Source organism: Lichenicoccus sp. (assembly GCF_965276875.1).
Taxonomy (GTDB): Bacteria; Pseudomonadota; Alphaproteobacteria; order Acetobacterales; family Acetobacteraceae; genus Lichenicoccus.
Genome location: NZ_OZ255701.1, coordinates 3,988,288 through 4,014,284, shown reverse-complemented (window position 1 = coordinate 4,014,284; position 25,997 = coordinate 3,988,288). Strand labels below are relative to the sequence as shown.

Annotated in this window: 28 protein-coding genes; 11 read left to right on the top strand and 17 right to left on the bottom strand. The window is 67.5% G+C overall.

Features of this window, described 5'->3' with window-relative positions:
- The first annotated feature begins 7 nt into the window (after positions 1-7).
- Positions 8-1,783: an amidase gene (locus ACQY4K_RS19420; protein WP_428391837.1), complete on the top strand. Its 1,776-nt coding sequence runs from the start codon at positions 8-10 to the stop codon at positions 1,781-1,783.
- A 10-nt stretch (positions 1,784-1,793) separates the two neighbouring features.
- Here ACQY4K_RS19420 and ACQY4K_RS19415 read toward each other — a convergent pair whose 3' ends face one another.
- The 4 genes from ACQY4K_RS19415 to ACQY4K_RS19400 form a co-directional block, all read right to left on the bottom strand.
- Positions 1,794-3,047: an AmpG family muropeptide MFS transporter gene (locus ACQY4K_RS19415; RefSeq protein WP_428391836.1), complete on the bottom strand. Its 1,254-nt coding sequence runs from the start codon at positions 3,045-3,047 to the stop codon at positions 1,794-1,796.
- Positions 3,048-3,102: 55 nt separating this feature from the next.
- Complete coding sequence (locus ACQY4K_RS19410) at positions 3,103-3,489, bottom strand: hypothetical protein (RefSeq protein ID WP_428391835.1); 387 nt, start codon at positions 3,487-3,489, stop codon at positions 3,103-3,105.
- Positions 3,490-3,703: 214 nt separating this feature from the next.
- Complete coding sequence (typA, locus tag ACQY4K_RS19405) at positions 3,704-5,527, bottom strand: translational GTPase TypA (protein ID WP_428391834.1); 1,824 nt, start codon at positions 5,525-5,527, stop codon at positions 3,704-3,706.
- 152 nt (positions 5,528-5,679) lie between these two features.
- The gene (locus ACQY4K_RS19400) at positions 5,680-6,687 is read right to left on the bottom strand and encodes an adenosine kinase (RefSeq protein WP_428391833.1); all 1,008 of its coding nucleotides are present in this window, start codon (positions 6,685-6,687) and stop codon (positions 5,680-5,682) included.
- A gap of 147 nt (positions 6,688-6,834) precedes the next feature.
- Here ACQY4K_RS19400 and ACQY4K_RS19395 point away from each other — a divergent pair, with 147 nt between their 5' ends.
- Entirely contained in the window at positions 6,835-7,563 is a 729-nt protein-coding gene (locus ACQY4K_RS19395) for a bactofilin family protein (protein WP_428391832.1), read from the top strand.
- A 14-nt stretch (positions 7,564-7,577) separates the two neighbouring features.
- Here the strand turns inward: ACQY4K_RS19395 and ACQY4K_RS19390 are convergent, their stop codons facing one another.
- The 8 genes from ACQY4K_RS19390 to rnd all read right to left on the bottom strand — a co-directional run bounded on the left by ACQY4K_RS19390 (position 7,578) and on the right by rnd (position 13,938).
- The gene (locus tag ACQY4K_RS19390; protein WP_428391831.1) at positions 7,578-9,008 is read right to left on the bottom strand and encodes a carotenoid oxygenase family protein; all 1,431 of its coding nucleotides are present in this window, start codon (positions 9,006-9,008) and stop codon (positions 7,578-7,580) included.
- A gap of 137 nt (positions 9,009-9,145) precedes the next feature.
- Positions 9,146-9,637, bottom strand: coding sequence for a hypothetical protein (locus ACQY4K_RS19385; protein WP_428391830.1), 492 nt, complete (start codon positions 9,635-9,637; stop codon positions 9,146-9,148).
- Positions 9,634-11,001, bottom strand: coding sequence for a DUF3696 domain-containing protein (locus tag ACQY4K_RS19380; protein ID WP_428391829.1), 1,368 nt, complete (start codon positions 10,999-11,001; stop codon positions 9,634-9,636). Before ACQY4K_RS19380 ends, ACQY4K_RS19385 begins: the two co-directional genes overlap by 4 nt.
- A gap of 9 nt (positions 11,002-11,010) precedes the next feature.
- A complete protein-coding gene (locus ACQY4K_RS19375) occupies positions 11,011-11,325 on the bottom strand; it encodes a hypothetical protein (RefSeq protein ID WP_428391828.1) in 315 nt (104 codons plus the stop codon).
- The gene (locus ACQY4K_RS19370) at positions 11,322-11,711 is read right to left on the bottom strand and encodes a type II toxin-antitoxin system VapC family toxin (RefSeq protein WP_428391827.1); all 390 of its coding nucleotides are present in this window, start codon (positions 11,709-11,711) and stop codon (positions 11,322-11,324) included. The genes ACQY4K_RS19375 and ACQY4K_RS19370 overlap by 4 nt, the downstream gene beginning before the upstream one ends.
- The gene (locus ACQY4K_RS19365; RefSeq protein WP_428391826.1) at positions 11,711-11,968 is read right to left on the bottom strand and encodes a type II toxin-antitoxin system VapB family antitoxin; all 258 of its coding nucleotides are present in this window, start codon (positions 11,966-11,968) and stop codon (positions 11,711-11,713) included. The genes ACQY4K_RS19370 and ACQY4K_RS19365 overlap by 1 nt, the downstream gene beginning before the upstream one ends.
- Positions 11,969-12,085: 117 nt before the next feature.
- Complete coding sequence (locus ACQY4K_RS19360) at positions 12,086-12,601, bottom strand: GcrA family cell cycle regulator (protein ID WP_428391825.1); 516 nt, start codon at positions 12,599-12,601, stop codon at positions 12,086-12,088.
- A gap of 152 nt (positions 12,602-12,753) precedes the next feature.
- Positions 12,754-13,938 carry a ribonuclease D gene (gene rnd, locus ACQY4K_RS19355; protein WP_428391824.1) on the bottom strand — a complete coding sequence of 395 codons (1,185 nt, stop codon included), beginning with the start codon at positions 13,936-13,938 and terminating at the stop codon, positions 12,754-12,756.
- Between the two features lie 107 nt (positions 13,939-14,045).
- Here rnd and aspS point away from each other — a divergent pair, with 107 nt between their 5' ends.
- Positions 14,046-15,827, top strand: a complete 1,782-nt coding sequence (gene aspS, locus ACQY4K_RS19350; protein WP_428391823.1) for an aspartate--tRNA ligase — start codon at positions 14,046-14,048, stop codon at positions 15,825-15,827.
- Positions 15,824-16,621, top strand: coding sequence for an EipB family protein (locus ACQY4K_RS19345; RefSeq protein WP_428391822.1), 798 nt, complete (start codon positions 15,824-15,826; stop codon positions 16,619-16,621). Before aspS ends, ACQY4K_RS19345 begins: the two co-directional genes overlap by 4 nt.
- Here ACQY4K_RS19345 and ACQY4K_RS19340 read toward each other — a convergent pair.
- Positions 16,581-17,738 carry an acyltransferase family protein gene (locus ACQY4K_RS19340; RefSeq protein ID WP_428391821.1) on the bottom strand — a complete coding sequence of 386 codons (1,158 nt, stop codon included), beginning with the start codon at positions 17,736-17,738 and terminating at the stop codon, positions 16,581-16,583. The genes ACQY4K_RS19345 and ACQY4K_RS19340 overlap by 41 nt on opposite strands.
- A 191-nt stretch (positions 17,739-17,929) precedes the next feature.
- Here ACQY4K_RS19340 and ACQY4K_RS19335 point away from each other — a divergent pair, with 191 nt between their 5' ends.
- Positions 17,930-18,409, top strand: coding sequence for a GNAT family N-acetyltransferase (locus ACQY4K_RS19335; protein ID WP_428391820.1), 480 nt, complete (start codon positions 17,930-17,932; stop codon positions 18,407-18,409).
- Positions 18,410-18,431: 22 nt separating this feature from the next.
- Here ACQY4K_RS19335 and ACQY4K_RS19330 read toward each other — a convergent pair whose 3' ends face one another.
- Entirely contained in the window at positions 18,432-18,980 is a 549-nt protein-coding gene (locus tag ACQY4K_RS19330) for a TetR/AcrR family transcriptional regulator (RefSeq protein ID WP_428391819.1), read from the bottom strand.
- 120 nt (positions 18,981-19,100) lie between these two features.
- Here ACQY4K_RS19330 and ACQY4K_RS19325 point away from each other — a divergent pair, with 120 nt between their 5' ends.
- Positions 19,101-19,988, top strand: a complete 888-nt coding sequence (locus ACQY4K_RS19325) for an SDR family oxidoreductase (RefSeq protein ID WP_428391818.1) — start codon at positions 19,101-19,103, stop codon at positions 19,986-19,988.
- A 25-nt stretch (positions 19,989-20,013) separates the two neighbouring features.
- On the opposite strand, the gene ACQY4K_RS19320 is transcribed toward ACQY4K_RS19325, so the two are convergent.
- Both ACQY4K_RS19320 and ACQY4K_RS19315 read right to left on the bottom strand, forming a co-directional pair.
- A complete protein-coding gene (locus ACQY4K_RS19320) occupies positions 20,014-21,213 on the bottom strand; it encodes a DNA polymerase IV (RefSeq protein WP_428391817.1) in 1,200 nt (399 codons plus the stop codon).
- Between the two features lie 49 nt (positions 21,214-21,262).
- Positions 21,263-22,228 (bottom strand): ROK family protein, encoded by a 966-nt coding sequence (locus tag ACQY4K_RS19315; protein WP_428391816.1) that lies wholly within the window; start codon positions 22,226-22,228, stop codon positions 21,263-21,265.
- 70 nt (positions 22,229-22,298) lie between these two features.
- Between ACQY4K_RS19315 and ACQY4K_RS19310 the strand changes: the two genes are divergently transcribed.
- The 4 genes from ACQY4K_RS19310 (at position 22,299) to ACQY4K_RS19295 (ending at position 24,451) form a co-directional block, all read left to right on the top strand.
- The gene (locus ACQY4K_RS19310) at positions 22,299-22,544 is read left to right on the top strand and encodes a sulfurtransferase TusA family protein (protein WP_428391815.1); all 246 of its coding nucleotides are present in this window, start codon (positions 22,299-22,301) and stop codon (positions 22,542-22,544) included.
- Between the two features lie 64 nt (positions 22,545-22,608).
- Positions 22,609-22,839 (top strand): exodeoxyribonuclease VII small subunit, encoded by a 231-nt coding sequence (locus ACQY4K_RS19305; protein WP_428391814.1) that lies wholly within the window; start codon positions 22,609-22,611, stop codon positions 22,837-22,839.
- Positions 22,836-23,720, top strand: a complete 885-nt coding sequence (locus tag ACQY4K_RS19300; protein WP_428391813.1) for a polyprenyl synthetase family protein — start codon at positions 22,836-22,838, stop codon at positions 23,718-23,720. Before ACQY4K_RS19305 ends, ACQY4K_RS19300 begins: the two co-directional genes overlap by 4 nt.
- Positions 23,717-24,451 carry a TlyA family RNA methyltransferase gene (locus ACQY4K_RS19295; protein WP_428396223.1) on the top strand — a complete coding sequence of 245 codons (735 nt, stop codon included), beginning with the start codon at positions 23,717-23,719 and terminating at the stop codon, positions 24,449-24,451. Before ACQY4K_RS19300 ends, ACQY4K_RS19295 begins: the two co-directional genes overlap by 4 nt.
- Here ACQY4K_RS19295 and ACQY4K_RS19290 read toward each other — a convergent pair.
- Positions 24,441-24,596, bottom strand: a complete 156-nt coding sequence (locus tag ACQY4K_RS19290) for a peptide chain release factor 1 (RefSeq protein ID WP_428391812.1) — start codon at positions 24,594-24,596, stop codon at positions 24,441-24,443. The two genes, ACQY4K_RS19295 and ACQY4K_RS19290, sit on opposite strands and share 11 nt — an antisense overlap.
- 157 nt (positions 24,597-24,753) lie before the next feature.
- Between ACQY4K_RS19290 and rlmN the strand changes: the two genes are divergently transcribed.
- Positions 24,754-25,947 (top strand): 23S rRNA (adenine(2503)-C(2))-methyltransferase RlmN, encoded by a 1,194-nt coding sequence (rlmN, locus tag ACQY4K_RS19285; protein WP_428391811.1) that lies wholly within the window; start codon positions 24,754-24,756, stop codon positions 25,945-25,947.
- The last annotated feature ends 50 nt before the right edge of the window (positions 25,948-25,997 follow it).

Below are 25,997 nucleotides of genomic sequence, written 5' to 3'. Positions count from 1 at the left end.
AAGTCCTATGCGGCGTCGTCTGCCGTGCCTGTCCGCCGCCAACCGCCTGCTCTCCGATATCCTGGCCATCAACGCGGCGCCCGCGAAAACGTTGCGGGCTGGCCAGCGCGACCGCTTCGCGCCAAGGTCGGCAGGTCAGCACAACCGGATAACGACGAAATGGAACGAGGCGATGCGATGGAAAAGGCCAACCTTGCTGCTGCTGAGCGCCGGCACGATCGCGGCCGCACCGATGGCTGAGCCCGTCTATGATGTGCAGGGCAAGGGGATCGCGGCGGTGGCCTCCGACCTGCGATCCGGCAAGGTGACGGCGCAGGCCCTGGTGCAAGCGTATGTGTCGCGCATCGCGGCAATGGATCGCACCGGGCCCGCTTTGCACACCATCGTGGCGCTCAATCCCGACATCGCACGTGAGGCGGCGGCGAGCGACGCACGACGTCGCAGCGGTGCCGCGGCTCGGCCCCTGGAGGGCATCCCCATCCTGATCAAGGACAATATCGAAACCGCGGATGCAATGCCGACTACGGCCGGCTCGCTGGCGCTGGCGGACAACATCACGCGTCGCGACTCGCCCCTTGTCGCCAAGCTGCGCGCCGCCGGGGCGCTGATCCTCGGCAAGACCAACCTCTCGGAATGGGCGAATTTCCGCGCGTCACGCTCGATCAGCGGCTGGAGCGGGGTGGGCGGCCTGACCCGCAATCCGTTCGCGCTCGATCGTTCGCCGTGCGGCTCGTCATCCGGCAGTGCGGCCGCGGTGGCGGCGTCGCTGGCGCCGGCGGCGATCGGCACCGAGACCGACGGTTCGATCACCTGCCCCGCCAGCATGACCGGGCTGGTCGGGCTGAAACCTACCGTCGGGCTGGTGTCCCGCAGCCATGTCGTGCCGATCTCGTCGAGCCAGGATACGCCGGGTGCGATCACCCGCGATGTCGCCGACGCAGCCCTGATCACCACCGTCATCGCCGGCACCGATCCCGCCGACCCGGCCACGGTTGAGGCCGACCAGCATCCAATCAATGCCGCCGCGGTGCACGACCCTGGGGCGCTGCGCGGCCGACGTATCGGGGTCGCGCGTTTCCTCGTCGGCCATAATGCACCGACCGATGCGGTGTTCGCGCGCGCGCTGCAAACGCTCCGCGACGCCGGGGCGACCCTCGTCGAACTCCCTGACGGTCCGGACATGGACGCGATCGGTGCCGCCGAAATGACCGTGCTGCTGACCGAGTTCAAGGCGGACCTGGACAGCTACCTGGCGACCACACCGCCCGCGGTGCAGGCGCGCAGCCTGGCCGCGGTGATCGGCTTCAATACGGCGCATGCCGCCCGCGAGCTGGGGCTGTTCGGCCAGGACCTGATGCTAAAGGCGCAGGCGACCGCTGGCCTCGACGATCCTGGCTACAAGGCGTCGCGCGCGCTGAGCCTGCGTCTTGCTGGCGCAGAGGGCATCGACCGGTTAATGACGCAGAACCATCTCGATGCGATGGTGGCACCTACCGGCGGCCCGGCCTGGGTGGTGGACCTGGTCAATGGCGACCATGACGGAGGCAGTGCGGCGCCGCTGCCCGCCGTCGCCGGCACCCCGCATCTGACGGTGCCGATGGGCGACGTCGACGGGCTGCCGGTGGGGCTCTCCTTCATCGGGCCGGCCTGGTCGGAGCAGCGCCTGCTCGGCTACGGCTACGCCTTCGAGACTCGCGCGAAAGTCGCGCCGCGTCCGCTCTATCTGCCCGCGCTGCCGCTTACAGCGGCGCAACAGGCGCTGCTTGCGCCACGGTCTCCCTGAACGGGGTTCATTAAATTGGCCGCGGCGGCAGGCCGGACGGGAAACGCCGCATCAGCGTGACCATGATCAGGATGCCGGGCAGCGCGCAGAGGATTGTGGTGATAAAGAAGCCGCGCCAGCCAAGCCCCTGGGCCATCAACCCGGTGGCACCGCCGAGCGTACGCCAGGCGATCGGCGCCAGCGAGGACAGCAGCGCATACTGCGTCGCGGTATATTCGGCCGAGCAGAGCCGCGACAGATAGGTCAGGAACGTGGTCTGCGCGAGCGCCTCGGCGAAGCCTTCCAGCGTAACCTTGGCCAGCAGCATCGTTGTCTGCGGGCCGGCGCGGTAGAGCACGAGATACAGCCCCATCGAGGCCATCTGCACGAGCGCGGCCACGATCAGCGTCCTGCTGCCGCCGAACCGCGCCACCAGCAGCGCGCTTGCTGCCGCACCTGTCAGGGCGGCGGCCAGCGCCGGCAAGCCATTGGCGAGGGCCACCTGGTCGCGCACGAAGCCGAGCGCGTGATAGAAGGGCAGCGCCATGGTGTCCGCGAGCTGCGTGCCGAGGTTGAACAGCAGCACGAAGCCGATCACCCAGGCAGCCCCTGGTCGTGCCAGGAGATCGCGCAACGGGGCCACGACCCGGGCGCGGAGCTGTTCCGACCATGTCCCCAGTCTCGTCGCCACGGCAGCGGGCAATGCAGGTTCGACCTGCAGCGTCAGCACGGTCAGCGGCCCAAGCAACGAGAGCAGCGCCATCGCGGCATAGGCGCCGTGCCAGCCAAGGCGCCCGGCCAGCCAGATTGCCCCGGCGCCGGAGACCTGCATGGCGATCCGGTAGCCCCAGACATAGCAGCCGAGGGCGGCTGCCTGCAGGCGGGCGGAAAAGCTTTCGATGCGCCAGGCGTCGATGACCACGTCCTGGCTGGCGGAGAAAAATGCGAGTGCGACGGCGGCAATGACCAGGCGATGCGGGCTGTGATCAGGGTCCGACGAAGCCATCATCACGACGGCCGCGCTCAGCGGCGCCTGCAGCAGCAACAACCAGCCACGCCTGCGGCCGAAGCGACGCACCGGTCCGGGCGGCAGCCGATCGAGCAGCGGCGCCCAGAGGAACTTCAGCAAATAGGGCAGCCCGATCGAGGCGGTAAACCCGACCGCCCGCAGCGACACGCCGCTCTCGGTCATCCATTGCTGAAGCGTAAAGAAGGTCAGATAGAGCGGCAGGCCGGAGACGAAGCCAAGCACGCCCATGGTCGCCAGCGGCCGCATATGGGTCATGATGGGCGGGTCGCGGTCCCGCCCATCAGACCGCCCGGAGTGACGCCTGACGCAACTACTGCGGGGGCGGCGTGGTCGTCTTCGGCTTGGCCTTGTGGTGATATTTGCTGTGGTGGTGGTGGTGGTACTTGCCGTGGCGGTGCTTGCCGTGGTGGTGCGTTGACGTCTTGTGATGCGTCGTCGGCGGCGCCTCGCTGGGCGCGGTCGTCACTGGCGGTGGGGCTTCGACACCAGGCGTTGAAGGTGGCGCCATCGTGCTGGGTGGGGCCGTGGTGGCGGGCGGCGCCATGGTTGCCGGGGGCGCCATGGTGCTGGGCGGGGCCGTCGTCGCCGGCGGCGCCACCGCGTTTGGAGCGCTGGTCGTTTGGGCGAAGGCGGGCGCCGCAGTGGCCATCAAGGCGACAGTGGACAGGCCAGCCAGAAAGCGTTGGGCCGAGGTCATGGATATCTCCAATCCTGGGAGAGCTATTGCATGGCGCAAATCCGGCTGCCCTGCGACGCCGGTTGCGAAACAGTCCCTAGCATGCAAATCCGGTGGCGTCGCGTGTCAAACCACACGAATTCCGCTGATGTCGTTACAAAGTCTTCAGGCAGTGCAGAGCAAAATACCTGAACAACGTGCGGCATTATGTCGTTTTTACGGCAGTCGGTTCAGATCACGCGGCGTTGGTGTCGGCCTTGCGTTCGGCGCGCTTGCGCTGGTTCGGATCGAGGTAGCGCTTGCGTATCCGGATCGCCGAAGGCGTCACCTCGACCAGCTCGTCATCCTCGATATAGGCGATCGCCTGTTCCAGCGACATCCGACGCGGCGGCGTCAGCAGCATCGCATCATCCTTGCCGGCGGCACGAATGTTGGTCAGCTTCTTTTCCTTGATCGGGTTGATCTCGAGGTCCGAGCCGCGCGAATGCTCGCCCAGGATCATGCCGACATAGACCTTGTCGCCGGGGCTGACGAACAGCGTGCCGCGCTCCTGCAGATACCACAGCGCATACTGCACCGCGTTGCCGTCCTCCGACGAAATCAGCGAACCGCGGCTGCGTCCCTCGATCGGACCGGCCCAGGGATGGTAGCCGGCGAACAGCCGGTTCATGATGCCGGTGCCGCGGGTGTCGGTGAGGAACTCGCCGTGGTAGCCGATCAGGCCGCGCGACGGGATCAGGAAGGTCAGGCGCACCTTGCCCGCCCCCGACGGCCGCATGTCCTGCATCTGGCCGCGACGCAGGCTCATCTTCTCGACGACGATGCCGGAATAGGCCTCGTCGACATCGATCAGCGCCTCCTCGAACGGCTCCTCGCGCACGCCGTCGGTCTCGCGGGTCAGCACGCGCGGCCGGCCGATGCTCAGCTCGAAACCCTCGCGACGCATCGTCTCGATCAGCACGCCGAGCTGCAGCTCGCCGCGTCCGGCGACCTCGAACGCTTCGCTCTCAGGGCTGTCGGTGACACGTATCGCGGCATTGCCCTCGGTTTCACGGAGCAGCCGGTCGCGGATCTGTCGCGACGTCACCTTCTTGCCGTCGCGGCCGCCGAGCGGGCCGTCGTTCAGCCGGAAGGTCATGGTCAGGGTCGGCGGATCGACCGGCGTCGCCGGCAGGGCCGCGGTCACCTCGGGCGAGGCGATGGTCTCCGGGATGGTGGCCTCCGACAGCCCGGCGATGGCGATGATGTCGCCGGTGCCGGCCTCCTCGACCGCCACCCGCTCCAGCCCGCGGAAGCTCAGCAGCTTGGTCAGGCGCCCGCTTTCGACCACCGACCCGTCGGCACGCAATACGCGCACCGGCATGTTGAGCCTGGCGCGGCCCTGCTCGATCCGTCCGGTCAGCACCCGGCCAAGAAAGTTGTCGTATTCCAGGATCGAGGCGACCATCGCGAACGGCGCCTCGGTGTCGAGGTTCGGCGCCGGCACGTGGCTGACCACCAGGTCGTAGAGGGCAGAGAGATCCTGGCGCGGCCCGTCGAGCGTGGTATCGGCCCAGCCCTGCCGGCCGGAGGCGTAGAGCATCGGAAAATCGAGCTGGTGATCGTCGGCACCCAGAGCCGCGAACAGGTCGAACACCTCGTTATGCACCTCGTCCGGGCGCGCATCCGACCGGTCCACCTTGTTGACCACGACGATCGGCCGGATGCCGCGCGCGAGCGCCTTGCCGACCACGAACTTGGTCTGCGGCAGCGCGCCCTCGGCGGCATCGACGAGGACGATGGCGCCGTCGACCATGCCCAGGATCTGCTCGACCTCGCCGCCGAAATCGGCGTGTCCGGGCGTGTCGATGATGTTGATGCGAACGTGCTTCCACTCGATGGACGTGCACTTTGCCAGGATGGTGATGCCGCGCTCGCGTTCGAGGTCGTTGCGGTCCATCGCCCGCTCGGCCACCTGCTGGTTCTCTCGGAAGGTCCCCGATTGCCTGAGGAGCTGGTCGACCAGCGTGGTCTTGCCATGATCGACGTGGGCGATGATGGCGATGTTACGGATGTCCATGAGGCGCGTGACCCGGCTTTCGTGCGGGCAACCGAAAGCGCGCCCTCCCTGGTTGAGGCAAGGGAGCGACCGCACGGCTGCGATATAGGCGTTGTGCGGCTAGATAGGGGTGCCGGGCGCAATATGCACGCTTTAGTTTTCCAGGCCCCCTTCTACAGGCCGGCCAGCTTGCGCAGGTCGGCCTGCGGCCGCGCGCCGAAATGCGAGATCACCTCCGAGCTCGCCACCGCGCCAATGCGGCCGCATTCCGCAAGGGGCGCGCCCGCGACCAGACCGGCCAGGAAGCCCGCGGCATAGGCGTCGCCGGCGCCGGTGGTGTCGACCACCCGGGTTGGGGCAGCCGCCACCTGAATACGCTCCGCCCCGGTCGCGATCACGCTGCCCGCCGAAGCGCGGGTCAGCACCGCGATCTCGACATCGGCACTCGCTTGCGCCGCCGCCTGCTCGAAATCATTGGTCTCGTAGAGCGAGAGGATTTCATCCTGGTTGGCGAACAGGATGTCGACGCCCGCACCCCCCGCCACCAGGGCGCGAAAGGCGTCGCGATGGCGCCCCACGCAGAACGGGTCCGACAGACTCAGCGCCACCTTGCGCCCAGCCTGTCTGGCCAGCAGCGAGGCGCGATGGAAGGCGCGCTGCGCCGCCGGCGGGTCGAACAGATAGCCCTCCAGATAGGTGAAACGCGCTGATTGCACGATCTCGGCCAGCACGTCCGCCTCGTCGAAGGCGGTGCAGGCGCCGAGATAGGTGTTCATGGTGCGGCCGCCGTCCGGGGTGACCAGGATGATGCAGCGCGCGGTGGCGCGGCCTTGCGGGTCGTCCGCCGGCAGCGGCGCCGAGGGGAAGGCGATGCCGGCCGCCTCGATATCGCGACGGAAATGCGCGCCGGCTTCATCGGCCGCGACCTTGCCGAGATAGGCAACCCTGGCGCCGAGACGCTGCGCCACCACGCAGCTATTGGCGACCGAGCCGCCGCTGGTGTGCTGCACCGGCCTGATCAGACCGCCGAGCACACCTGCCCGTGCGGTGTCGACGAGGGTCATGCTGCCGGGAACCAGGCCCTGGCTCTCGGCAAAGCCCGCCGCCACCGGCGCCAGCACGTCAACGATGGCATTGCCGATGCCGCAGAGATCGAGCGTGGGCGCGTGGACGGAGGACATTTTGGCGGCTTTCAAAGAGGTTGGCGCGAGCGCCTAACACCTGCGGGGGCCGTATCGCAACTCGGTTCGCTCTCGTCGGGCGCTCTTGTCGTCCGGGCGGCCCGCGTGTAAGGCGACACGGCGCGAAAACGAACGGGACGTCCAACGGTGTTCAAGCGACGCAAGCCAGACGAAGCCGCGCCCGAGGCGCCTCGGGCGCCCGACACCGCGACCGCCTTGTCGCGCGAACGCCATGGCGGGCTCGGTGTGCCGCCATTCCGGCCGCCGCCGCCCGCACCCGTCTCCCCCGCATCAGTCTCCCCAGAATTGGCACAGGAGGCCCAGATGGGTCGCGCTCCATTCCCCGCCACGCCCTCGCCCAACGCGCCCCCGGCGCCGCGCCCCGGCACCACGATCCCGCCCAGTCCACCGGGCCAGGCCGCCACGGGTGGCATTCGCCCGATCCTCAGCGAAAAGCGCACCTTGGTGGTCGGACGCGGCATCAGCGTGCAGGGCACGGTGCAGGACGCCGAGCGGCTGGTGGTCGAAGGCACTGTCGAAGCCACCATGATCCATGCGGCCGAGCTGCACGTGGCCCCAGGCGGGGTGTTCCGCGGCGAGGTGCAGGTCACCGACGCGGAAGTTGCCGGCACCATCGACGGCACCCTGACCGCGAGCGGCAACCTGGTGATCCGCAACACCGGCCGGCTGCTCGGCACCGCGAAATGCCGTCGCCTGCAGGTCGAGGATGGCGGCCAGGTCTCTGGCCGGCTCGAAATGCTGAGCGACGCTCCGCCCCCAGGGAGCAGCATTGGTGCCGCCGGCAGCGCCGATCCGTTTCGCCCACCGCCGCAAGTGCCCGAGCCGACTCAACCACGGTCCGACGACGGACAATAACGCTTCAGACGGAGTCACTCGGCCGGGAACCAGTTCCCGTGAAAGCCCGGCGGAATCCGGTGCGGCACCCGAATTGTGGCAACCGGCGTTGCCTCGAAATCCCGCGCGTCGAGAATGACCAGGTCGGTGGTGTCGTCCGCCACATTGATCACCAAGCCGAGCAGCCAGCCGTCGTCCTCCTCCGCCTCCTGGGTGCGCGGCACGAAGACAAATTCGCCCGGCAGGTGACCGTCACCGAACTCATGCACATGGCGGCTGCCGGCCTGCATGTCGTGCTTGTAGAGCCGTGTGGCGCCGGTGAGCTGCGGGTTGCCGTCGGGCGGGACGCACACCGTATACAGATAGCGATGTCGCCGACCGAAGCGCCGCTCGTCGATACGCGGAAACTCCTGCGCCGTCGCATCGATGACGCGCCGGCTGACGCGTCGCATCGAGGGCTGCACCGTCCAGCGTTCCAGACGGCCGATCGCATCGAGGCCGCGGCCGGCCGAGGCGAACATCGTGGCGTAGGCGATAACGTCGAGGATCACATCGCCACCCTCATGGTCATACGCATTGGCCACGTGGAAGACGAAGCACGGCTCCACGTCGCACCAGATGATGCTGTCAGGATCCCCCGCTTTCAGTAGCAGCCCCACACGCGCATGATGGGCCGGGTTCCAGCGGAACGGGAACTGATGACCGCCGAGCACGGCGCGCATCGAAAACGTCACCGGCAGATCAAGCACGATCGCGAATCGCGCGGTGAACGCGCAATCGTGGATGCAGGGCCCGTGCTGGACCGCGATCGGCACGTCGCGAACCACCCTGCCCGCCGCCGAGACGACCACATGGCGGACACTGTCCCAGATGCTGCCGTCATAGGCGATCGCGTGCTGCTCGCCGGTCAGCGGATCGCGATGCGGATGCCCGGTGAACGAGCCGGTGAGCGTGCCGTCAAACGGGTTGTAACGCTGCGCCTCGAGCGTCTCGGAGAGCTCGACGGGAAAGCTGCCCGCCTCGACCAGGGCAAAGGCGCGCCCACCGAAATCAACGACATTGGTGTTCACCGTATCGTTGCGACCTCGGCGCGGACCGGGTGCCGCAGGCCGGCCGAGTGCTGCTGCCGCCGTGCGCGAGCCGATCCACCGATTGCGGTACCAACGCACCGTGCCGCCCTGGATAGCAATGCCATGCACCATGCCGTCGCCAAGGAACCAGTGATGCCCAGCCGGATCGGGATCAACCGAATTCGCCCCCATCCTGAGATAGCGGCCGTTGAGCCCCCGGGGGATCGACCCGACCACGGCAAGGTCGCCGAGCGTCAGTTCCGCGCGCATCGGCGCATGGATGCCGACCTGGAAGGGGCTGTCCGCCTTCGGCAGCCGCCGGCGATTGAAGGCCGCAATCACCTCGACTGCACGCTCAGCGCCCACGCGAACCGCCGACCGGACAAGATTAGCCATCAATCACGCTCTCCGGGAACGTCGTGCGCTGTACAGCTTGGACGCTAGCAAGCTGTTTGAACCATGTCGCGCGCAGTCGGGGTCGCGCGCAGTCGGGCACATGGCCGAGATACAACTGAGGGTTTTCCTTTCCATACTTATGCCACGAACCACCTCGTCCTGTCGGAGCCGCACAGGAAATCAACATGGATGCCGTTGGCGTTCAGCGCCGCAAGGCTGATCACCCAGTCGCTGTCAGCAGCGTTGGTAACAGGGACGTTGGTCCTCCGGGAAAGTGCGGCGAACTTGCGGTCCGAGGGGTCGAAGCCGGTGAGTTCCGGCACGGTCGGGAAGTCGATGAACGCACCCGCGTCGGTAAGGGGGAGCGACACGCGTCGCACGTGCTTGGGGTTATATTGCGGCTGGAGCACATGGAATAGAAACTGCGCACCAAGCTCGTATGGACGACGCCGCGCGAGTGCTCTCGCGTACTCGGCCCGGATCTCGTCCGCATCGTCGATTAGGACGACGTGCTGCTCCCTTGCCGCAGAAAGAAACGCGATACACGCGTCGACGCAGGACTGAACCACCGCGTCGTTCTGCCGATTGGCAATCACGGCGACATTGGTGTCCATGATGATCTCGCTCATTCGGCGGATTGGGCGGTTCGGCGCGCCAGTCTTGCCATCTCTGCGGTGGCAACCTCGTTGAACTGGTCGCCCATGAAACGGTCGGGCCAGTTCCGAATGTTTCCGAGAAGGTCTACGTCCAGCGGCGTCAGCGACGACTCGCCATGAGGCATATCGCAGAAGTAGAGTTTCACGTCCGTTGAACCGATCGACTGCTCGGCGATCCGCCGCTGCAGGCGGAGCAGCAGGTGCTCCGAGTGGCTCTCCAGGATCACCTGAACATTCCGGTGTGTCGCGGCCTGAATGATAACGTCCGCCAGCCCTGCCTGGGCCAGCGGATGCAGGTGAATTTCCGGCTGCTCCAGAATGACTGTTGAGCCTTCCGGTACATATTGTAGGAGCGTCACCACCGGCAGCACCTGGGACACGCCGAAACCCACGTCGGTCAGCAGCACCTCACTTCCCCCTGGGCGCGTGCGCACGCGTGCCTGCCAACGATTCGAGCCAGCTGCGATTTCGACAACGCTGAAGCTGTCAATCAATCCCATCTCCCGCAGCCAGTAGGCGATCATTTGCTGGAAGGGCCAGAGACGGGCGCGAGCGCGTAGGTTGCGCATTTCGCCTGCTTCGAACGCGGCCAGGATTGCGTCGATGGTTTTTTCGCCGCGCTGTCCGACATCGGTTGGTCTGGATCGTGCCCAGAGATAGTCGCGCTGCGGAAACTCACGAAGCGGTCCGAGATAGAACGTTTGATCAAGTGCTGCTTCGTAAGCAGCTTCGAGGTCCGAAAGGAAGCTCGCGTTTTGATAATACGTCCGCGCCTGGTCGGGAAAGGCGTAGGACTTGACCGGAGGTGGCAGCTGCCAAGGGCGTCCTGTTGTTCGGACGAAATTGAAGCCGAATTCCGTGCCCTCACGCGCCGGCTCCGCTCGAAGATCGAAGCTCCTGTCGTCGGATGTGCGGCTCGCAAGCCGAAAACGAGCGTCTCCGAGACGATACGATAGCGAGCGGGACCTTGGGGCCATGGCATGGATGCGGACCGAGGCGCGAAGCGTCAACTGTCGGCCCCGCGCCACGATACCGCCGCTTGGATTGCTTAGCACCAGCGCCTGAGGCAGGCCGTAACTCACGCGCCACGTGATCTCACGCGATTCCTCATGCCCGTGTATGGCGTCTCGGATGGTACCCAGTTTCACCAGGTCGCCGTTCAGATCGAGTGCTAGCGCCCGGTCCGTGGCGTTCTTGGTCTGCTTCAGCAACAGCAGGAACTGCAGGAGGCTGGTTTTGCCCGAAGAGTTGGTGCCGAACACGCCCGTGATCCGGCCGCAGGGCATGTCGGCCCTGGTCCAGGATTTGAAGTTGGTGAAACGGAGGGCCTCCAACATAACGCTGTTCTACACCCGGGCGCGCTGCGGGGAACCGGCGCGTGCGTCGTAGAGCGCCACGGCGCGATCCAGGAGCTTGGTCCACCCCTGCGCGAGCGCGTTGTACACCAAAGCCTCGGCTGCCCAATCCTTGTTGATGGCAATCTCGAATATACAACAGGCGAGGGCGCTAGCTTCGCTGCCAACCTCCGACGCGTTGAGCATTCGTGCGGTATGTTGCACGCGCCCGCTTGTAGTCCCGCGCGGAGCCATCAGCACGAAGACTGCATTGATCGGAAAGGGTGGAAAGATTTGGATCAGTTTTCCGCGAGCACGCGCGGTCATACGGCGCGCCTGATATCGGTCCGGGAGAAGTCGTCTCCCTTGAACAGCAAAGGCTCGCCTGTCGCCTTGGCCAGAGCGTAGGAGATGCAATCGCCAAAGTTGAGACCTGCCGGATGCCGCCCCTTGCCGAAGCGGCGGAAGGCGTCGATGGCAAAGTCGAGGTGCTCGGCGGTGAATGGAGCGGTCTCGATGCCGGTGTGGTCGATGAACGCGTTGAACTCCGCCACACCCGGCTCGCCCTTGCGGCCGAGCACGACCATCGTTGTTTCCAGCAGTGTCGCGGTGCTCACAAGCCGGGTCGCCTGCGAGAGGATTGCGCGACTGAACGCCTCCCTCTCGGGCTCGCCGATGACGATGGCCACGAAAGCCGAGGAGTCGATCACCATCAGGTCGGCAGGCCATTCTCGTCGTAACCGATGATCTCGTCGGCAGAACGCGCGTCGAGGTCAGGCAGGGCGTCCAGACGTCGGAAGATCGCCTGAAGCTCGTCCTTCGGACTCGGAGCCTTGCCGCGTTTCAGCCGTTCGCGCCGCAGCCGCTCCGACAGTGAGGTGCGGACCGCCTCGGTGAGAGTCTCGCCCGTCAAGCTCGCGACCTGACGCGCGAGGCTGTCGGTTTCCTTGTCTTTCAAGCTGAGCGCCATGGGCCTTGGCCGTATAGAATGTGCGCCTTATTCTATACGGCGTCGGTCGCCGCCGTCGAGCCGAATTGTTGGGGCGCGCCCGTGGTCAGCGGCGCATGCCTGTGGCTTTGGGATGTCTCAGGCAACCGTATCCCGGCGGTCGCGCAGTCTGACGTAGGCGAGCTGGGCGTGGGCGGCGCAGTAGGGCTTGCCCTGCATCGGTTCGTCGCCGCAGAAGCGGAACTGCTTGGTGCCGGGTTCGCCAAGTGGCCAGCAGCAGGTCTGGCCGCGACGGCGGGGCTCGCCGGAGGATGTGGCGCGCTCCGGCGGCGGTGTCGGCACCACCCGCAGGGGTGTAACCGTGGCGGTGGGCAGAGGCGGTGCCACCGCGACGGGGGCCGGCGGCTTTGGAGGCTCGACGGGACGGGGCGGCTTGGCGGCGATGCGTTCCGCGCGCGGGGGGCGTGCTGCCTTTGGCGCGGCACCTTCCGGCAAGAGGCGGATCGGGGAGGGCCTTGGCGGCAGGGTCAGGCGGTGCGCCTTGCCGACGACGGCGTTCTTGGTGATGGACAGGCGCCGGCCGATCTCGGCGGTGGAGAGGCCTTCCTGCCAGAGGCTGCGAAGCCGGGAGATCGTCTCTTCGCTCCATTCCATCGCCGTGCTCCTAACCGTTTTGGTGAGGCGAGCTTAGGCCGAGGGGACGAGTCGCTCAACGCCTCGACCACAAAATCTTGTGGACAAATCGGTGGGAGACGCAAGACCTCGTGGTGGATAAGTCCTGTGGTGTGTTTTTTGCGAGACCTGGCTCAGGTGCTGGCGCGCAGCAGCTTAATGCGCCGGCCGTCGACCCCGAGCGAGACCTTGCCGGCCTTCAGCGCCAGGGCATCGGCGCCGAACACCTCGCGACGCCAGCCGGAGAGGGCCGCGATGTCGGGCGCCTCCTCCACCGCCAGCCGATCGATCTCCTCGGACGAGGCGAGCAGCTTGGGTGCTACGTCATGCTGCTCCGCCTTGGCCGCCAGCAGCACCTTGAGCAGCGAGACCAATGCCGGCGACGGGCGAGGACCGTCGCGTCGGGCGGCCACGGGCAGCGCGTCCTCGGGCTCGTGCCGCGCCACCTCGATCGCGGCGATCAGGCCGGCGCCGCCGCGGCCTTCGGCGAAGCCGCGGCTGACCCCGCGTATGCGCGCCAATGCGGCGACGTCGCGCGGCGCGGTGGCGGCGATTTCCAGCAGGCTCTCGTCCTTCACCAGGCGCTGGCGCGGCACGTCGACCCGCTGCGCCTCTGCCTCGCGCCAGGCCGTGCACGCGCGCAGGATGCCGAGCATGCGACGGTTGCCGGTGCGCGGCCGTAGGCGCTCCCAGAGCGTTTGCGGATCGGGCCGGAAGGTCTGTGGGTCTGAGAGATAGGCCATCTCCTGAGCCACCCAGTCGAGCCGTCCCTCGCGCTCCAGGCGGGCGCGCAGCTTGACATAGACATCGCGCAGCCAGGTGACGTCGGCCGCGGCGTAGGCGATCTGGGCGGCGGATAACGGGCGCGCCGACCAGTCGCTGAAGCGATGCGCCTTGTCGATCTCGCCGCCGGTCAGCGAGGAGACCAGGCTGTCATAACCGACCTGGTCGCCGAAGCCCGCGACCATGGCCGCGACCTGGGTGTCGAACAGCGCTTGCGGCAGGTGTCCAAACTGATGCAGGAAAATCTCGAGGTCCTGGCGCGCGGCGTGGAACACCTTGACCACGGCGGGATCGTCGAGCAGGGCGCCGAGCGGGCCGAGGTCGAGCCCCGGCGCCTGCGCATCAAGCACGATGACCTCGGCAGCGCCCCCAAGTTGGACGACGCACAGCTCCGGCCAGTAGGTGCGCTCGCGCACGAACTCGGTGTCGATGGTCACGAAGCTCTCCTGCCGGAGGCGGTCGATAATTGCGGCGAGGACGTCGCTTTCGGTGACCAGGACGGGCTCGGGATAAATGTGGCGCTGCGGACGGGACATCCGAACGGTGTTACAGCGTTGGCCCTGGCAGCGAAAGCAGTCGGTTGACAGCGGCTGGTGCCGCCTGCTTGCTGCCGCGACTTCAATCCCAGCAGGATAGTCCTACGATGCATCCCTACCGCACCCATGGCTGTGCCGATCTGCGCGCCGACGATGCCGGCACGCAGGCACGGCTCTCCGGCTGGGTGCATAGCAAGCGCGACCATGGCGGGTTGCTGTTCATCGACCTGCGCGACCATCATGGCATCACCCAGGTGGTGGTCGGTGCCAGCCTGCTCGAAGCCGCCGAGCGGCTGCGCGTCGAGAGCGTGATCACGGTGACCGGCGAGGTCGTGCGTCGCTCGGACGAGACCGTCAACGCGAAGCTATTGACCGGCGCGGTTGAGCTGCGCGCGCAGACAATCGAGGTGCAGTCGGCGGCCGCGGTGTTGCCGATGCAGGTCGCGGGCGCGGAGACCTACCCCGAAGAGCTGCGTCTGAAATACCGCTATATCGATCTGCGCCGCGACAAGCTGCATCGCAACATGATGCTGCGCGCCGGCGTCATCGCGAGCCTGCGACGACGCATGGCCGAACAGGGCTTCACCGAGTTCCAGACCCCGATCCTGACCGCCTCCAGCCCGGAGGGCGCGCGTGATTTCCTGGTGCCGGCGCGGCTGCATCCGGGCCGCTTCTATGCGCTGCCGCAGGCGCCGCAGCAGTTCAAGCAGCTCGCGATGGTCGCGGGCTTTGATCGTTATTTCCAGATCGCGCCCTGCTTTCGCGACGAGGCGGCGCGCGCCGACCGCTCGCCCGGCGAGTTCTACCAGCTCGATTTCGAGATGTCGTTCGCGACCCAGGAGGACGTGTTCGGCGTTCTGGAGCCGGTGATGGCCGGCGTGTTCGAGGAGTTCGGCGACGGCCGGGCGGTGAGCAAGCCCCCCTTCCGGCGCATCCCCTATGAAACGGCGCTTGCGCTATACGGCACCGACAAGCCGGACTTACGCAACAAAATCGAGATCGTTGACGTGACCGCGCAATTCGCCGGCTCCAGCTTCGGCCTGTTCGCCAGGATCGTGGCTGCGGGCGGCCAGGTGCGGGCGATCCCGGCCACGTTTGCCGGCAACTGGCCACGCTCGGCTTTCGACAAGCTCAACGACTGGGCGCGCTCGGAGGGCGGCGGCGGCCTCGGCTACATGACGTTCGACGCAGACGGCGCCAAGGGGCCGATCGCGCGCAACCTGGAACCCGAGCGTGCGGAGGCAATTCGCGTCGCCTGCGGCCTGCAGCCCAGGGACGCCGTGTTCTTCGTGGCCGGAGCCGGTTCGGAAATGGTGAGGTTCTCCGGCCTGGTGCGGACCCGGATTGCGGAAGAACTGCAGATCATTCCCAGATTTGCCTTCGAGTTCTGCTGGATCACCGATTTTCCGATGTACGAGATCAACGAGGAGACCGGGCGGATCGATTTCAGCCACAACCCGTTCTCGATGCCGCAGGGCGGCCTCGCGGCGCTCAACGACACGGACCCGCTGAGCATCAAGGCGTTCCAGTACGACATCGTCTGCAATGGCATCGAGCTGTCGTCCGGCGCCATACGCAACCATCTGCCGGACGTGATGGTCCGCGCCTTCGAGATTGCGGGCTATGACCAGAGCGAGGTTGAGGCGCGGTTCGGCGGCATGCTGAACGCCTTTCGCTACGGGGCCCCCCCGCATGGCGGCTCGGCGCCGGGGGTCGATCGGATCGTCATGTTGCTGGCCGACGAGCCGAATATCCGCGAGGTGATCCTGTTCCCGCTGAACCAGCAGGGCGAGGATCCGATGATGGGCGCCCCTGCCCCGGTCACGCCGGCGCGTCTCAAGGAGCTGTCGCTGCGCCTCGATCTGCCGCCGGCCAAGACAAGCGCATGACGCACGCGGCGTGCGTTCCGGCCTTGCTGCTGGTGCTGGCAGCCCTGCCGGCCCAGGCCGCGGCGCCGGTGACGCTCGCCGCGCACCACGCGCGCTACGAACTGACCTTGGCGAGCGTGCAGGGCGGCTCGACGGTCGCGGCCAGCGGCAGCATGACCTACCAGGTGATCGATGCCTGCAACGGCTGGGCGACGCAGCAGCAGCTGCGGCTGCGCACCGTGAGCCGCGACGGCGGGGCGACCGATCTGGTCTCGGACTATGCGACGCTGGAAGCCAAGGATGGGCGGCACCTGACCTTCAAGATCAAGCAGATCGCCGACGGCACCGTCGCCGAGCAGGTCAGCGGCGAGGCAATGATGCGCGCGTCCGGCGGCGGCCGCATCCGTTACACCCTGCCGCATCCGGAAATCGTCGCCCTGCCGCCCGGCACGCTGTTCCCGATGGCGCACACCGCGGCAATCATCCGCTCCGCCCGCGGCGGCCAGAAGAGCCTGTCGGTGCCGCTGTTCGACGGCACCGGCACCGACGGTGCGCAGGACACCTATGTCACCATCCTGGGCTGGCACGCAGCACCCTCGGCGTCCGACCATCCGGCTCTGGCGGCCCTCGGCTCCAGCCGCGTCATCGTCGCCTTCTTCGCGCGCGGCCCGCAGACCATCACGCCGGACTACGCAAGCACGATGCGCTATTTCGACAATGGCGTCGCCGACCACGTGCTGATGGATTTCGGCGGCTTCACCATGCGGGCCACGCTCACGAACCTGGTGATCGCCAACCCTGCGGCGCATTGTTGAACTCAGCGGCGGCACGCTTGCGGCCGAACGCGCGGACCAGGTTGCGTCCCGGCACCTCGATCAGCCGGTAGCACGCGAAGGCCGTGCCGATCACCGCCATGTAGGTGAAGGCCGCCGCGAGCATGATCGCAAGCGCGCTCGGCAGATGGCTCGCGAGGGTGCCTTCCAGGACCCAGAGCAGCGCGCGGAACTGAAAATGCAGCAGATAGATGGCATACGACAGCAGCCCCAGCCAATAGACCGGCCAGCAGGGGAACAGCCAAGCCACCCGGCCGCGATTGACGGCCAGGCACAGCACCAGCGGCGGGAACAGCGCATAGACCAGGACATCGGGGCCGTGCGAAACCCAGGCCAGCAGCAACAGGCCGAGCAGAGCCAGCCCGGCGCGGTCGTCGCGAAAGAGGCCGGCGACGCGGTGGGGTTCAAGGCGTGAGGTGACCATGCCAAGGGTGAAGCCGGCGAGGCTGCGCAGGAGTGCCGCGGGCACTTCGCCATGCGAGGCATCGAGCGCGCCACCATGCAGCAGCCCGTCATGCCGGTCGATGAGGATCACCAGCGCCAGCAGCCCGACCGCGCCGGCCACGGTCAGTGCCACCACCAGGCGGCTGCGCCCCAGCGCCAGCCACACCAGCAGCGGGAACAGGAAATAGGCCGCCCACTCGGTGCTCAGCGACCAGCCCGGCACCAACGCGCTCGGCGCCAGCGACCAGCCCTGGATCAGCAACGCGTTGAAGACGATGTCACGCGCCGGGTGCGGCAGGTTGATCGCGAACAGCGGGTGCATGTGGCGCGGGTCGTGGAACAGGAGCCAGGCCGCGGCGACGCAGACGACCAGGGCCGTGCCATAGAGCGGATAGATGCGGGCGAAGCGACGCAGCATGAAGTCGCGCCAAGTGGCGAACCCCGGCGCCCGCTTGAAGCTGGGGCCGTAGGTGCGCGCCATCAGATAGCCGCTGAGGATGAAGAACAAATCCACACAGATGTAGCCGCGGTTCGCCAGACGCTGCGGCCAGCTCGGCGAGGCCGCGCCGATCGCGCCGAAGTAGTGGTAGAACGTAACGACCAGGGCCGCGACACCACGCACCCCGGTGAGGGCGCGGATTTCCTTTGCCTTCATGGCGTGGGTGTTCGCATCCAAATTGGTATCGGGGTGCCCTGCCCGCCTGTCAACGCCAAGGCAAGCGCGCCGGCTATCCACCAAAGCCCTGATGCCTTCCGCCCGCGTATGGTGGTTTGCAGACCTTCGACGCAAGGCTGCACTCCAGCCGACGCCAGAGGGACTGCATCTCCTTGGCAAAAGGAAAACTGATGATTCGGATCATTCGGAAAGCAGCCGCGCAAGATCGGCAAGCGGTGCGCGACCTACTCGGCCAACTTGGCTACGCCTTCACCGTCGAGGACGTTGAGGATCGCCTGAACCTCCTCGCAGGCACGGGCACCGATCCCGTCCTCCTTGCCATCCGGGACGACGACATCGTGGGACTGATCGCCTTGCATTTCGCTATCATCCTGCATGCCAGGGAGCCTGTGGCTCGCGTCACTGCACTGGTGGTGCGAGATGAAGAAAGGGGCGCAGGCCTCGGCAGGCTTCTGGTCGATGCGGGAGACGATCTCGCGCGGCAGGCGGGTTGCAGCGTTTTGGAACTGACGACCGCGGTTGCTCGGACCGAAGCCCACACCTTCTACCGCAAGCTGGGTTTTACAAACTCCTCCCTGCGGTTCAGCCGTGCAATCAGGAGCCATTTGGCGGTGCAGGTCTGTAGCCGGCCTGCCGGCTGTCAACGTTGAGGCAGACGCGCCGACCAGCGGATCAGTCATCGAGTTTGGTCAACAGCGCTTTCAGCGCGTGATAGGCGAGATCGAGACGCTCGCCGAGACTTGGCTCGGGGTCGTCGAGCCAGGCGACCGTGGCATGCACGAACGCAGCCATGCCGGTCCGTGCCGCAAGGATAGCGTGCAGGTCAGCGACGCCCCGTGCCTTCAATGCGGCGGCAAGCGCCTCGGTCAGCGCGGCCGTCTTTGCCAGTTCACGCTCGGCAAGTGCCGGCGTCCTGGAAATCACCTCGTGTCGTGGCTTCGAGAATGGCCGGTTGTCTTCGAGCAGCGAGCGGAGTGATCGGAACGCTCGGAACAGCGTGTCGAGCGGTCCAAGCCCCCCGGGCGCTTCGGCTATCGAGGCTGTCAGCGCCGCCCGCAATTTGCCCTCGCCGTCAAACAGGACCTCCCGCTTATCCGGGAAATGACGAAAGAAGGTCCGCTCCGTCACACCGGCCCGCGTTGCGATCTCGGCGGCCGTGGTCCGATCGTAGCCGCGTTCGCGAAACATCTCCAAAGCCGTTTGTTGCAAACGAACGCGCACGGCGTCCTCATTTTTCGCCACCGAGCCACCTTTTTGCCTTATCAGTCACTGACAGGCACCCATGTCAGTCAGTGACGGGGAAGCTCTTACGTCCCTGCCTTTTACAGTCAAGGAGTCGACATGCGCGTATTTCTCACGGGGGCGAACGGCTGGGTCGGGTCGGCAATCGCCCGCGATCTGCTCGATGCGGGCCACTCCGTCGTCGGCCTGGTGCGCTCGAAAGAGAAGGCTGAGGCCATAGAAGCGGCAGGTGTCACACCTAGGCTGGGCTCGCTGCGTGATTTGGACGTGATCCGGGCGGCCGCCGGCGATGCAGACGGCATTATCCACACGGCCTTCGGCCTCGATATCTCGAACATCGTTGAATTGAGCGAGGAGGACCACGCTGCGATCAAGACCTTCGGGGAGGTGTTCGCCGGTTCGGACCGGCCGATCGTGGTCACGGGTGGATTTGGCCTGCTGCCTCCTGGAGAGATCTTTACGGAAGACGCGAGGCCGCCGGTCATTCCTGACTTTCCGCGCGCCTCGGAGCAGACGGCGTTTGGCCTCGCCGAGCGCGGTGTGCGGGCCTCCGTTGTCCGGCTGTCGCGCTCGACCCACGGCGTGGGCGAAGGCCACGGCTTCGTGCCCATGCTGGCCGCCGTCGCCCGTGAGAAGGGCGTCTCAGCCTATGTCGAAGATGGACAAAACCTCTGGCCAGCGGTGCACCGGCTGGATGCCGCGCGCCTGTTCCGTCTGGCACTTGAGCGGGGTGCCTGCAACGAGGCCTTCCATGCCGTGGCCGAAAGCGTGCCATTCAGGCTGATCGCTGAGGCGATCGGCCGGCAGGTCGGCGTGCCCGCGACCTCCCTGACGCCAGCAGACGCCCAGACGCATTTCGGTGGCCTGGCGGTGTGGGTGGCCGGCAACGGCCCCGCCGCAAGCGAGCGCACCAGAGCGGCGTTGTTATGGGAGCCGAGAGAGCGCGGCATCATCGCGGATATCGACCGGCCGGACTATTACCGATGACCGGCCTGCCCAGCGCCGCGTGGTCTCAGCTCAGCTCGCGTCCGCGTCGGATCGCGTCGCGGCCGTAGCGGGCGCGCAGCGCATCGATGGCGTCCTGCTTGCGCACCTGCCTGGCTCCGTTGGGATCGGCGAGGTCGATCGGGTCGGCCAAAGCGCGCGGCAGGATCGGGGCGGCACCGATGCCAATCAGCCGAAACCGAGTGCCGTCGGTCTCGCGTGCCAGCAACGGCCGGGCCTGCGCGAACAGCCGCTCGGGCAGCACGGTCGGGCGGGCAAGCCGCTGACTGCGTGTGCGCGAGACGAACGACGCGGTTTTGAGCTTGAGCACGATGCCGGCGGCGCAGCATTCCGCGTCGCGCAACCGGCCGCCGAGCTTCTCGCACAGCCGCCAGAGCTGGCGCTCCAGGCCGGCCTGGTCGGCAAGATCGGTCTCGAAGGTGGTCTCGGCACTGATCGACTTCGTCTCGCGCGCCGGGTCGACCAGGCGTGTGTCCTCGCCGCGTGCGCGGGCGGCGAGCGCGGGGCCGTCATCGCCGAGGGCCGCCTGTGCCTCCGCCCGGTTCAGCCCCTGCAATTGTCCAAGGGTCAGCAGGCCGCGCCCGGCGAGCCGGCGTTCGAGTGCTGGTCCCACCCCCGGCAACAGACGGACCGGTTTGTCCGCCAGCCAGAGCGGCGCCTCCGCTCCCAGCACGGCAAAGCCGCGCGGCTTGTCGCGGCCGGCGGCGAGCTTGGCGAGCAGCCGGTTGCGCGCCAGACCGATCGAGACGGTGATCCCCTGGGTGCGCTCGACGGTTTGCGCGAGCCGCGCCAGCATCACCGCCGGCGGGGCGCCGTGCAGCGCCTCGGTGCCGGCGAGGTCGAGCACCGCCTCGTCGATTGACAGCACCTGCAGCTGCGGCGTGAGCGTCTGCATCAGCGCACGGAGGGCTCGGGCGGCGGCGCCGTATTTGGCGAAATCCGGGCGGATCACCACCGCGTCGGGGCACGCCTTGAGCGCCTTGAACATCGGCATGGCACTCCGCACGCCGTGCAGTCGGGCGATGTAGCAGGCCGCCGTCACCACCCCGCGGGTGCCACCGCCGACCAGCACCGGCCTTGAGGCGAGTTCCGGACGGTCGCGCTTCTCGACGCTGGCGTAGAAGGCGTCGGCGTCGATATGGGCGACGGTGAGCCGGAACAGCTCCGGATGGACCACCCGTCGGCGGCTGCCGCAGGCCTGACACACGGGCTCCGCGCCGATTTGCGCACAGTCCAGGCAGAGGCCGGTGGGGGTGTCAGGCGGCACTGGTCATATGGGCGCGCACGATCTCGCGCGGCCACAGCCAGGCCGCCCCACGTACGCCGGAACTGTCGCCGTGCACGTTGCGCAGGATCGGCGTGGTCATGCGCGGGCTGATGACCCGGCGCGCGGCGAGTTCGGGCACCCTGTCGTAGAGGTGCGGCATGTTCGACAGGCCGCCGCCGATAACGATGGCGTCCGGGTCGAGGAAGTTGATCGCCATGGCCAGGCAGCGGGCGAGACGGTCTGAATGCCGGTCAAGTGCTGCGATGGCGTTCGCCTCACCGGCGGCGGCACGTCCGGGGATGCTGCTCGCGTCGCGCGAACCCGGACCATCGCAGTCGGACGCCAGCGCCGAGCCGCACAGGAAGCGCTCGATACAGCCCTCGTTGCCGCAAAAGCAGGCGGGCATCGGGAATTCGTCCAGCCGCGGCCAGGGCAGCGGATTATGGCCCCACTCGCCGGCGATATGGTGCGGGCCCGCCAGGATCCGCTCGTCAACGATAATGCCACCGCCGACCCCGGTGCCGAGGATGATCCCGAACACCACCCGCTTGCCGGCGGCCGCACCGTCCACCGCCTCCGACAGCGCAAAGCAGTTGGCATCGTTCTCGACGCGCACCACACGGGCCATCGCGTCGCTGAGATCACGGGCGAACGGACGCCCGTTCAGCCAAATGGAGTTGGCGTTCTTGACCAGTCCGCTATCCGGGCTGACCGCGCCGGGGATGCCAACACCGACCGAGGCCAGCCCGCGCAGCTCGTGTTCGGTGTCGGCCACCAGGGTGACCATGGCGCTGATGGCCGGTTCGTAGACCCCCGGGTTGGGGATGCGTCGTCGCAACAGGACACTGCCGTCATCGGCCAGGGCGGCGATCTCAATCTTGGTGCCGCCGAAATCGATGCCGATCCGGAAATCCGTCCGGTCTCCCCTGTTCTCGACTCCCCTGTTTTCGATCATGTCCACCTCGCCCGACGCTTCAATCCCGCATTATCATGCGCCCCGGAATAGTCACGGAGAAGAGGGCGGCATGCACGAGAGCCTGCTCGATGCGAGAGCGCTAAGCTGCCCGCTGCCGGTGCTGCGCGCCAATCGGGCGCTGCGCGGCCTGGCGCCCGGCGCGTTGCTGCGGGTGCTGGCGACGGACCGGGCCTCCGTCGCGGACTTCCAGGCTTTCTGCCGCGAGACCGGGCACGCGCTGCTTGCGCACGGCGAGGAAGCGGGCGTGTTCAGCTTCGTCATTCGCCGCCGTGCGGAGCCCGACGCGTCGGCATGACCACTTTCATGCGGGCCGGCGGCTTGGTATCCCGACCCGGCACGGCAACATGCGGAGCTTAACCATGGCGGAATCGCTGACGTCACTCTCATTCGAGGATGCGCTCGCGGAACTGGAGAAGATCGTCCGCGGGCTGGAGAGCGGCCAGCAGAAGCTGGAGGATGCGATCACCTGCTACGAGCGCGGTGCGGTGCTGCGACGGCATTGCGAGGCCAAGCTGGCGCAAGCGGAGGCGCGCGTACAGGCGATCGTCGAGCGCGCCGACGGCACGACCGAGTTGCGACCTCTCGCATGAGCATCCAGGACGCGCTGGCCGAACGCGCCGGCGCCATCGAGCGCGCGCTCGACACGCTGCTGGCGCCGTTGGCGGGACCCGAGGCGAGGCTGCTCGAGGCGATGCGCTACGCAACACTTGGCGGCGGCAAGCGGCTGCGCGGCTTTCTGGTGTGCGAGGTCGCCGCTTTGTTCGGCGCCGATGACGAGGGCGCATTGCGGGTGGCGGCGTCGGTCGAGATGCTGCATGCCTACTCGCTGGTGCATGACGACCTGCCGGCGATGGACGACGACGCGCTGCGACGCGGCCAGCCGTCCGCGCATATCCGCTTCGACGAAGCCACCGCGATCCTGGCAGGTGATGCGCTGCAGACTTTGGCCTTCGGCACGCTTGCGGATCCGCGCACCCACGGGCAGGCCTCGGTGCGCATCGCATTGGTGGCAGCCCTCGCCGAGGCGGCCGGGGCCGCCGGCATGGTGGGCGGGCAGATGATCGACATGCTGGGCGAAGGGCGCGACCTGGACCTCGCCGAGATCGAGCATCTGCACGCGCTCAAGACCGGCCGGCTGATCCGCTACAGCGCCGAGGCGGGCGCGATCCTGGGGGGTGCCGCCGCGGCGGAACGGGCCGCGATCGCCGGCTACGGCGCCGATCTGGGGGCGGCGTTCCAGGTGGCGGACGACGTGCTGGACGCCACCGCCGACGCCGCGGCACTCGGCAAGACCGCCGGCAAGGATGCGCAGGTCGGGAAATCCACCTATGTCGCCCGGCTTGGCGTCGAGGGCGCGCGCGCGGCGGCGGAACGGCTGGCGTCGCGCGCGGCGGAACGGCTCGGAGACTTCGGCTCAGCGGCGGCGCGGCTGCGAGCCCTCGCCCGCTACGTGGTGGAGCGTCGGCACTGAAGCTGCGTTGCGATCAGCTCCTGGTCGAGCGCGGCCTGGTGGCGAGCCGTGGGCGCGCGCAGGCGGTCATCCTGGCCGGCCTGGTGTTCAGCGGCGAGCGTCGCGTGGCCAAGGCCGGGGATCTGCTCGCCGCGGACGCGCCGCTCAGCCTGCGTGGCCAGGACCACCCCTGGGTATCGCGCGGCGGTTGCAAGCTCGCGCACGCGCTTGCGCATTTCGCGCTGTCGCCCGAGGGGCGGCATTGCCTCGATATCGGCGCCTCCACCGGCGGCTTCACCGACGTGCTGCTGGCGCGGGGTGCCGCCCGGGTGCACGCGGTCGATGTCGGCCACGGCCAGCTCGCCTGGAAGCTGCGCGGCGATCCGCGGGTCAGGGTGCTGGAACGGGTCAATGCCCGCACGCTCGACAGCGGCCAAATCCCGGACCGCATCGATGCCCTGGTCTGCGATGCCAGCTTCATCGGTTTGCGCACAATTCTGCCGGCGGGGCTGGCGCTCTGCGCGCCCGGCGCCTGGGCGGTGGCGCTGATCAAGCCGCAATTCGAGGCCGGCCGGGCCGCCATCGGCGCCAAGGGCGTGGTGCGCGACGCAACTGTCCACGCCCAAGTGTGCGAGACCATCCAGGCCTGGTGGGCCGGGCTTGCCGGATGGTCGGTTGGGGGGATCGAGCCGAGCCCGATCACCGGGCCGGAGGGTAACCGCGAGTTCCTGATCGCAGCATTCAGGGCGTGAGCGGCGGCTCCTGGATGGCCTGCAGATCGTGGTGCGAGACCTCGGCGAGCAAGGTCCAGATATGCGCGGGCTCCACGTCGATATCCGGGTCGTTCAGCAGATGGTCAAGCTCCTGGAGCTTGGCGACATACTCAAGGTCATCCATGGCAAGCCTCGCGAGACACCACTGAAGTGGACAGGATGAACGTGGCATTCCCGTGGCGGATTTGCCATCATGACCTGCGCCAGGCGGGGACCAGGATCACAGTTTCTTCACCTCGGGATCGCAGATTCGGCACCGCAAAAGGTCTATGCACGCGCCGATGCTGAACGACATTTTAGGCGAGCCGCCGCTCGACAACACCCTGAACGACGCGGAGCGGGTCCGCATCCTGGCCAAGACCGCATTGTTCGCGCCGCCTCCGGCTGTGCTGGCGGACGGGCGTCGCGAGATCGTCGGCCTCAGCCGCGAAGCGCTAGCCGAGGCGCTGGCCGCACTCGGCGAAAAGCCGTTCCGCGCCAAGCAGATCTGGCACTGGATCTATAACCAGGGGGTGACCGATTTCGGCGCGATGAGCTCGATCGCGCGTCCGTTGCAGGCGCGCCTTGCGGAGCAGTTCGTGATTGGCCGGCCCGAGGCGAGTGCCGTGCAGACCAGTGCCGACAACACACGCAAGTTCCTGTTCCGCTTTCGCGACGGCCAGGAGGCCGAAACGGTCTATATCCCAGACCGCAAGGAGGATCGTGGTGCTGTCTGCATCTCCAGCCAGGTCGGCTGCACCCTCTCCTGCCGGTTCTGTCATACCGGCACCCAGCCGCTGGCGCGCAACCTGGGCCCGGCCGAGATCGTCGGCCAGTTCATGGCGGCGCGCGACTCCTATGGCGAATGGCCGAGCCCGGCCGGCGAGACGCCGCGCCTGCTCTCGACCATCGTGCTGATGGGAATGGGCGAGCCGCTCTATAATTACGAGAACGTGGCGACCGCCATGCGCATCGTCATGGACGGCGAAGGGCTAGGCCTGTCGCGTCGGCGGATCACGCTCTCCACCTCCGGCGTGGTGCCGATGATGGACCGTTGCGGTGCGGAGTTGGGAGTCAACCTGGCGGTGTCGCTGCACGCCGTCGACGACGCGTTGCGCGACGAGATCGTGCCGCTGAACCGCAAATACCCGATCGCCGAGCTGATCGGCGCCTGCCGACGCTACCCGGGCAGCTCCAACGCACGCCGGATCACCTTCGAATATGTGATGCTGCGCGGCGTCAACGACAGCGAGGCCGAGGCGCGCGCCCTGGTGCGTCTGATCGCCGGCATCCCGGCCAAGGTCAATCTGATCCCGTTCAATCCCTGGCCGGGCAGCACTTATCTGCCCTCCACCCGCCAGCGGCTGGACCGGTTCGCGCGGATCGTCACGGAGGCGGGCTTCGCCGCCCCGATCCGCACCCCGCGCGGCCAGGACATCCTCGCCGCCTGCGGCCAGTTGCGCACCGAGAGCCGACGCGCGCGGACGGTTGCCTAAGCGGGGCGCCTGAGCGGGAACGCGCCTCGCGCCGCCACGTTGGCACCGCT

Excerpts from the sequence above, each read along its gene's own strand:
- ACQY4K_RS19420 (WP_428391837.1), top strand. The coding sequence starts at position 8 with ATGCGGCGTCGTCTGCCGTGCCTGTCCGCCGCCAACCGCCTGCTCTCC.
- ACQY4K_RS19415 (WP_428391836.1), bottom strand. The coding sequence starts at position 3,047 with ATGACCCATATGCGGCCGCTGGCGACCATGGGCGTGCTTGGCTTCGTC.
- ACQY4K_RS19410 (WP_428391835.1), bottom strand. The coding sequence starts at position 3,489 with ATGACCTCGGCCCAACGCTTTCTGGCTGGCCTGTCCACTGTCGCCTTG.
- typA (WP_428391834.1), bottom strand. The coding sequence starts at position 5,527 with ATGGACATCCGTAACATCGCCATCATCGCCCACGTCGATCATGGCAAG.
- ACQY4K_RS19400 (WP_428391833.1), bottom strand. The coding sequence starts at position 6,687 with ATGTCCTCCGTCCACGCGCCCACGCTCGATCTCTGCGGCATCGGCAAT.
- ACQY4K_RS19390 (WP_428391831.1), bottom strand. The coding sequence starts at position 9,008 with ATGGCTAATCTTGTCCGGTCGGCGGTTCGCGTGGGCGCTGAGCGTGCA.
- ACQY4K_RS19385 (WP_428391830.1), bottom strand. The coding sequence starts at position 9,637 with ATGAGCGAGATCATCATGGACACCAATGTCGCCGTGATTGCCAATCGG.
- ACQY4K_RS19380 (WP_428391829.1), bottom strand. The coding sequence starts at position 11,001 with ATGTTGGAGGCCCTCCGTTTCACCAACTTCAAATCCTGGACCAGGGCC.
- ACQY4K_RS19375 (WP_428391828.1), bottom strand. The coding sequence starts at position 11,325 with ATGACCGCGCGTGCTCGCGGAAAACTGATCCAAATCTTTCCACCCTTT.
- ACQY4K_RS19370 (WP_428391827.1), bottom strand. The coding sequence starts at position 11,711 with ATGGTGATCGACTCCTCGGCTTTCGTGGCCATCGTCATCGGCGAGCCC.
- ACQY4K_RS19365 (WP_428391826.1), bottom strand. The coding sequence starts at position 11,968 with ATGGCGCTCAGCTTGAAAGACAAGGAAACCGACAGCCTCGCGCGTCAG.
- ACQY4K_RS19360 (WP_428391825.1), bottom strand. The coding sequence starts at position 12,601 with ATGGAATGGAGCGAAGAGACGATCTCCCGGCTTCGCAGCCTCTGGCAG.
- rnd (WP_428391824.1), bottom strand. The coding sequence starts at position 13,938 with ATGTCCCGTCCGCAGCGCCACATTTATCCCGAGCCCGTCCTGGTCACC.
- aspS (WP_428391823.1), top strand. The coding sequence starts at position 14,046 with ATGCATCCCTACCGCACCCATGGCTGTGCCGATCTGCGCGCCGACGAT.
- ACQY4K_RS19345 (WP_428391822.1), top strand. The coding sequence starts at position 15,824 with ATGACGCACGCGGCGTGCGTTCCGGCCTTGCTGCTGGTGCTGGCAGCC.
- ACQY4K_RS19340 (WP_428391821.1), bottom strand. The coding sequence starts at position 17,738 with ATGAAGGCAAAGGAAATCCGCGCCCTCACCGGGGTGCGTGGTGTCGCG.
- ACQY4K_RS19335 (WP_428391820.1), top strand. The coding sequence starts at position 17,930 with ATGATTCGGATCATTCGGAAAGCAGCCGCGCAAGATCGGCAAGCGGTG.
- ACQY4K_RS19325 (WP_428391818.1), top strand. The coding sequence starts at position 19,101 with ATGCGCGTATTTCTCACGGGGGCGAACGGCTGGGTCGGGTCGGCAATC.
- ACQY4K_RS19315 (WP_428391816.1), bottom strand. The coding sequence starts at position 22,228 with ATGATCGAAAACAGGGGAGTCGAGAACAGGGGAGACCGGACGGATTTC.
- ACQY4K_RS19310 (WP_428391815.1), top strand. The coding sequence starts at position 22,299 with ATGCACGAGAGCCTGCTCGATGCGAGAGCGCTAAGCTGCCCGCTGCCG.
- ACQY4K_RS19305 (WP_428391814.1), top strand. The coding sequence starts at position 22,609 with ATGGCGGAATCGCTGACGTCACTCTCATTCGAGGATGCGCTCGCGGAA.
- ACQY4K_RS19300 (WP_428391813.1), top strand. The coding sequence starts at position 22,836 with ATGAGCATCCAGGACGCGCTGGCCGAACGCGCCGGCGCCATCGAGCGC.
- ACQY4K_RS19290 (WP_428391812.1), bottom strand. The coding sequence starts at position 24,596 with ATGGATGACCTTGAGTATGTCGCCAAGCTCCAGGAGCTTGACCATCTG.
- rlmN (WP_428391811.1), top strand. The coding sequence starts at position 24,754 with ATGCTGAACGACATTTTAGGCGAGCCGCCGCTCGACAACACCCTGAAC.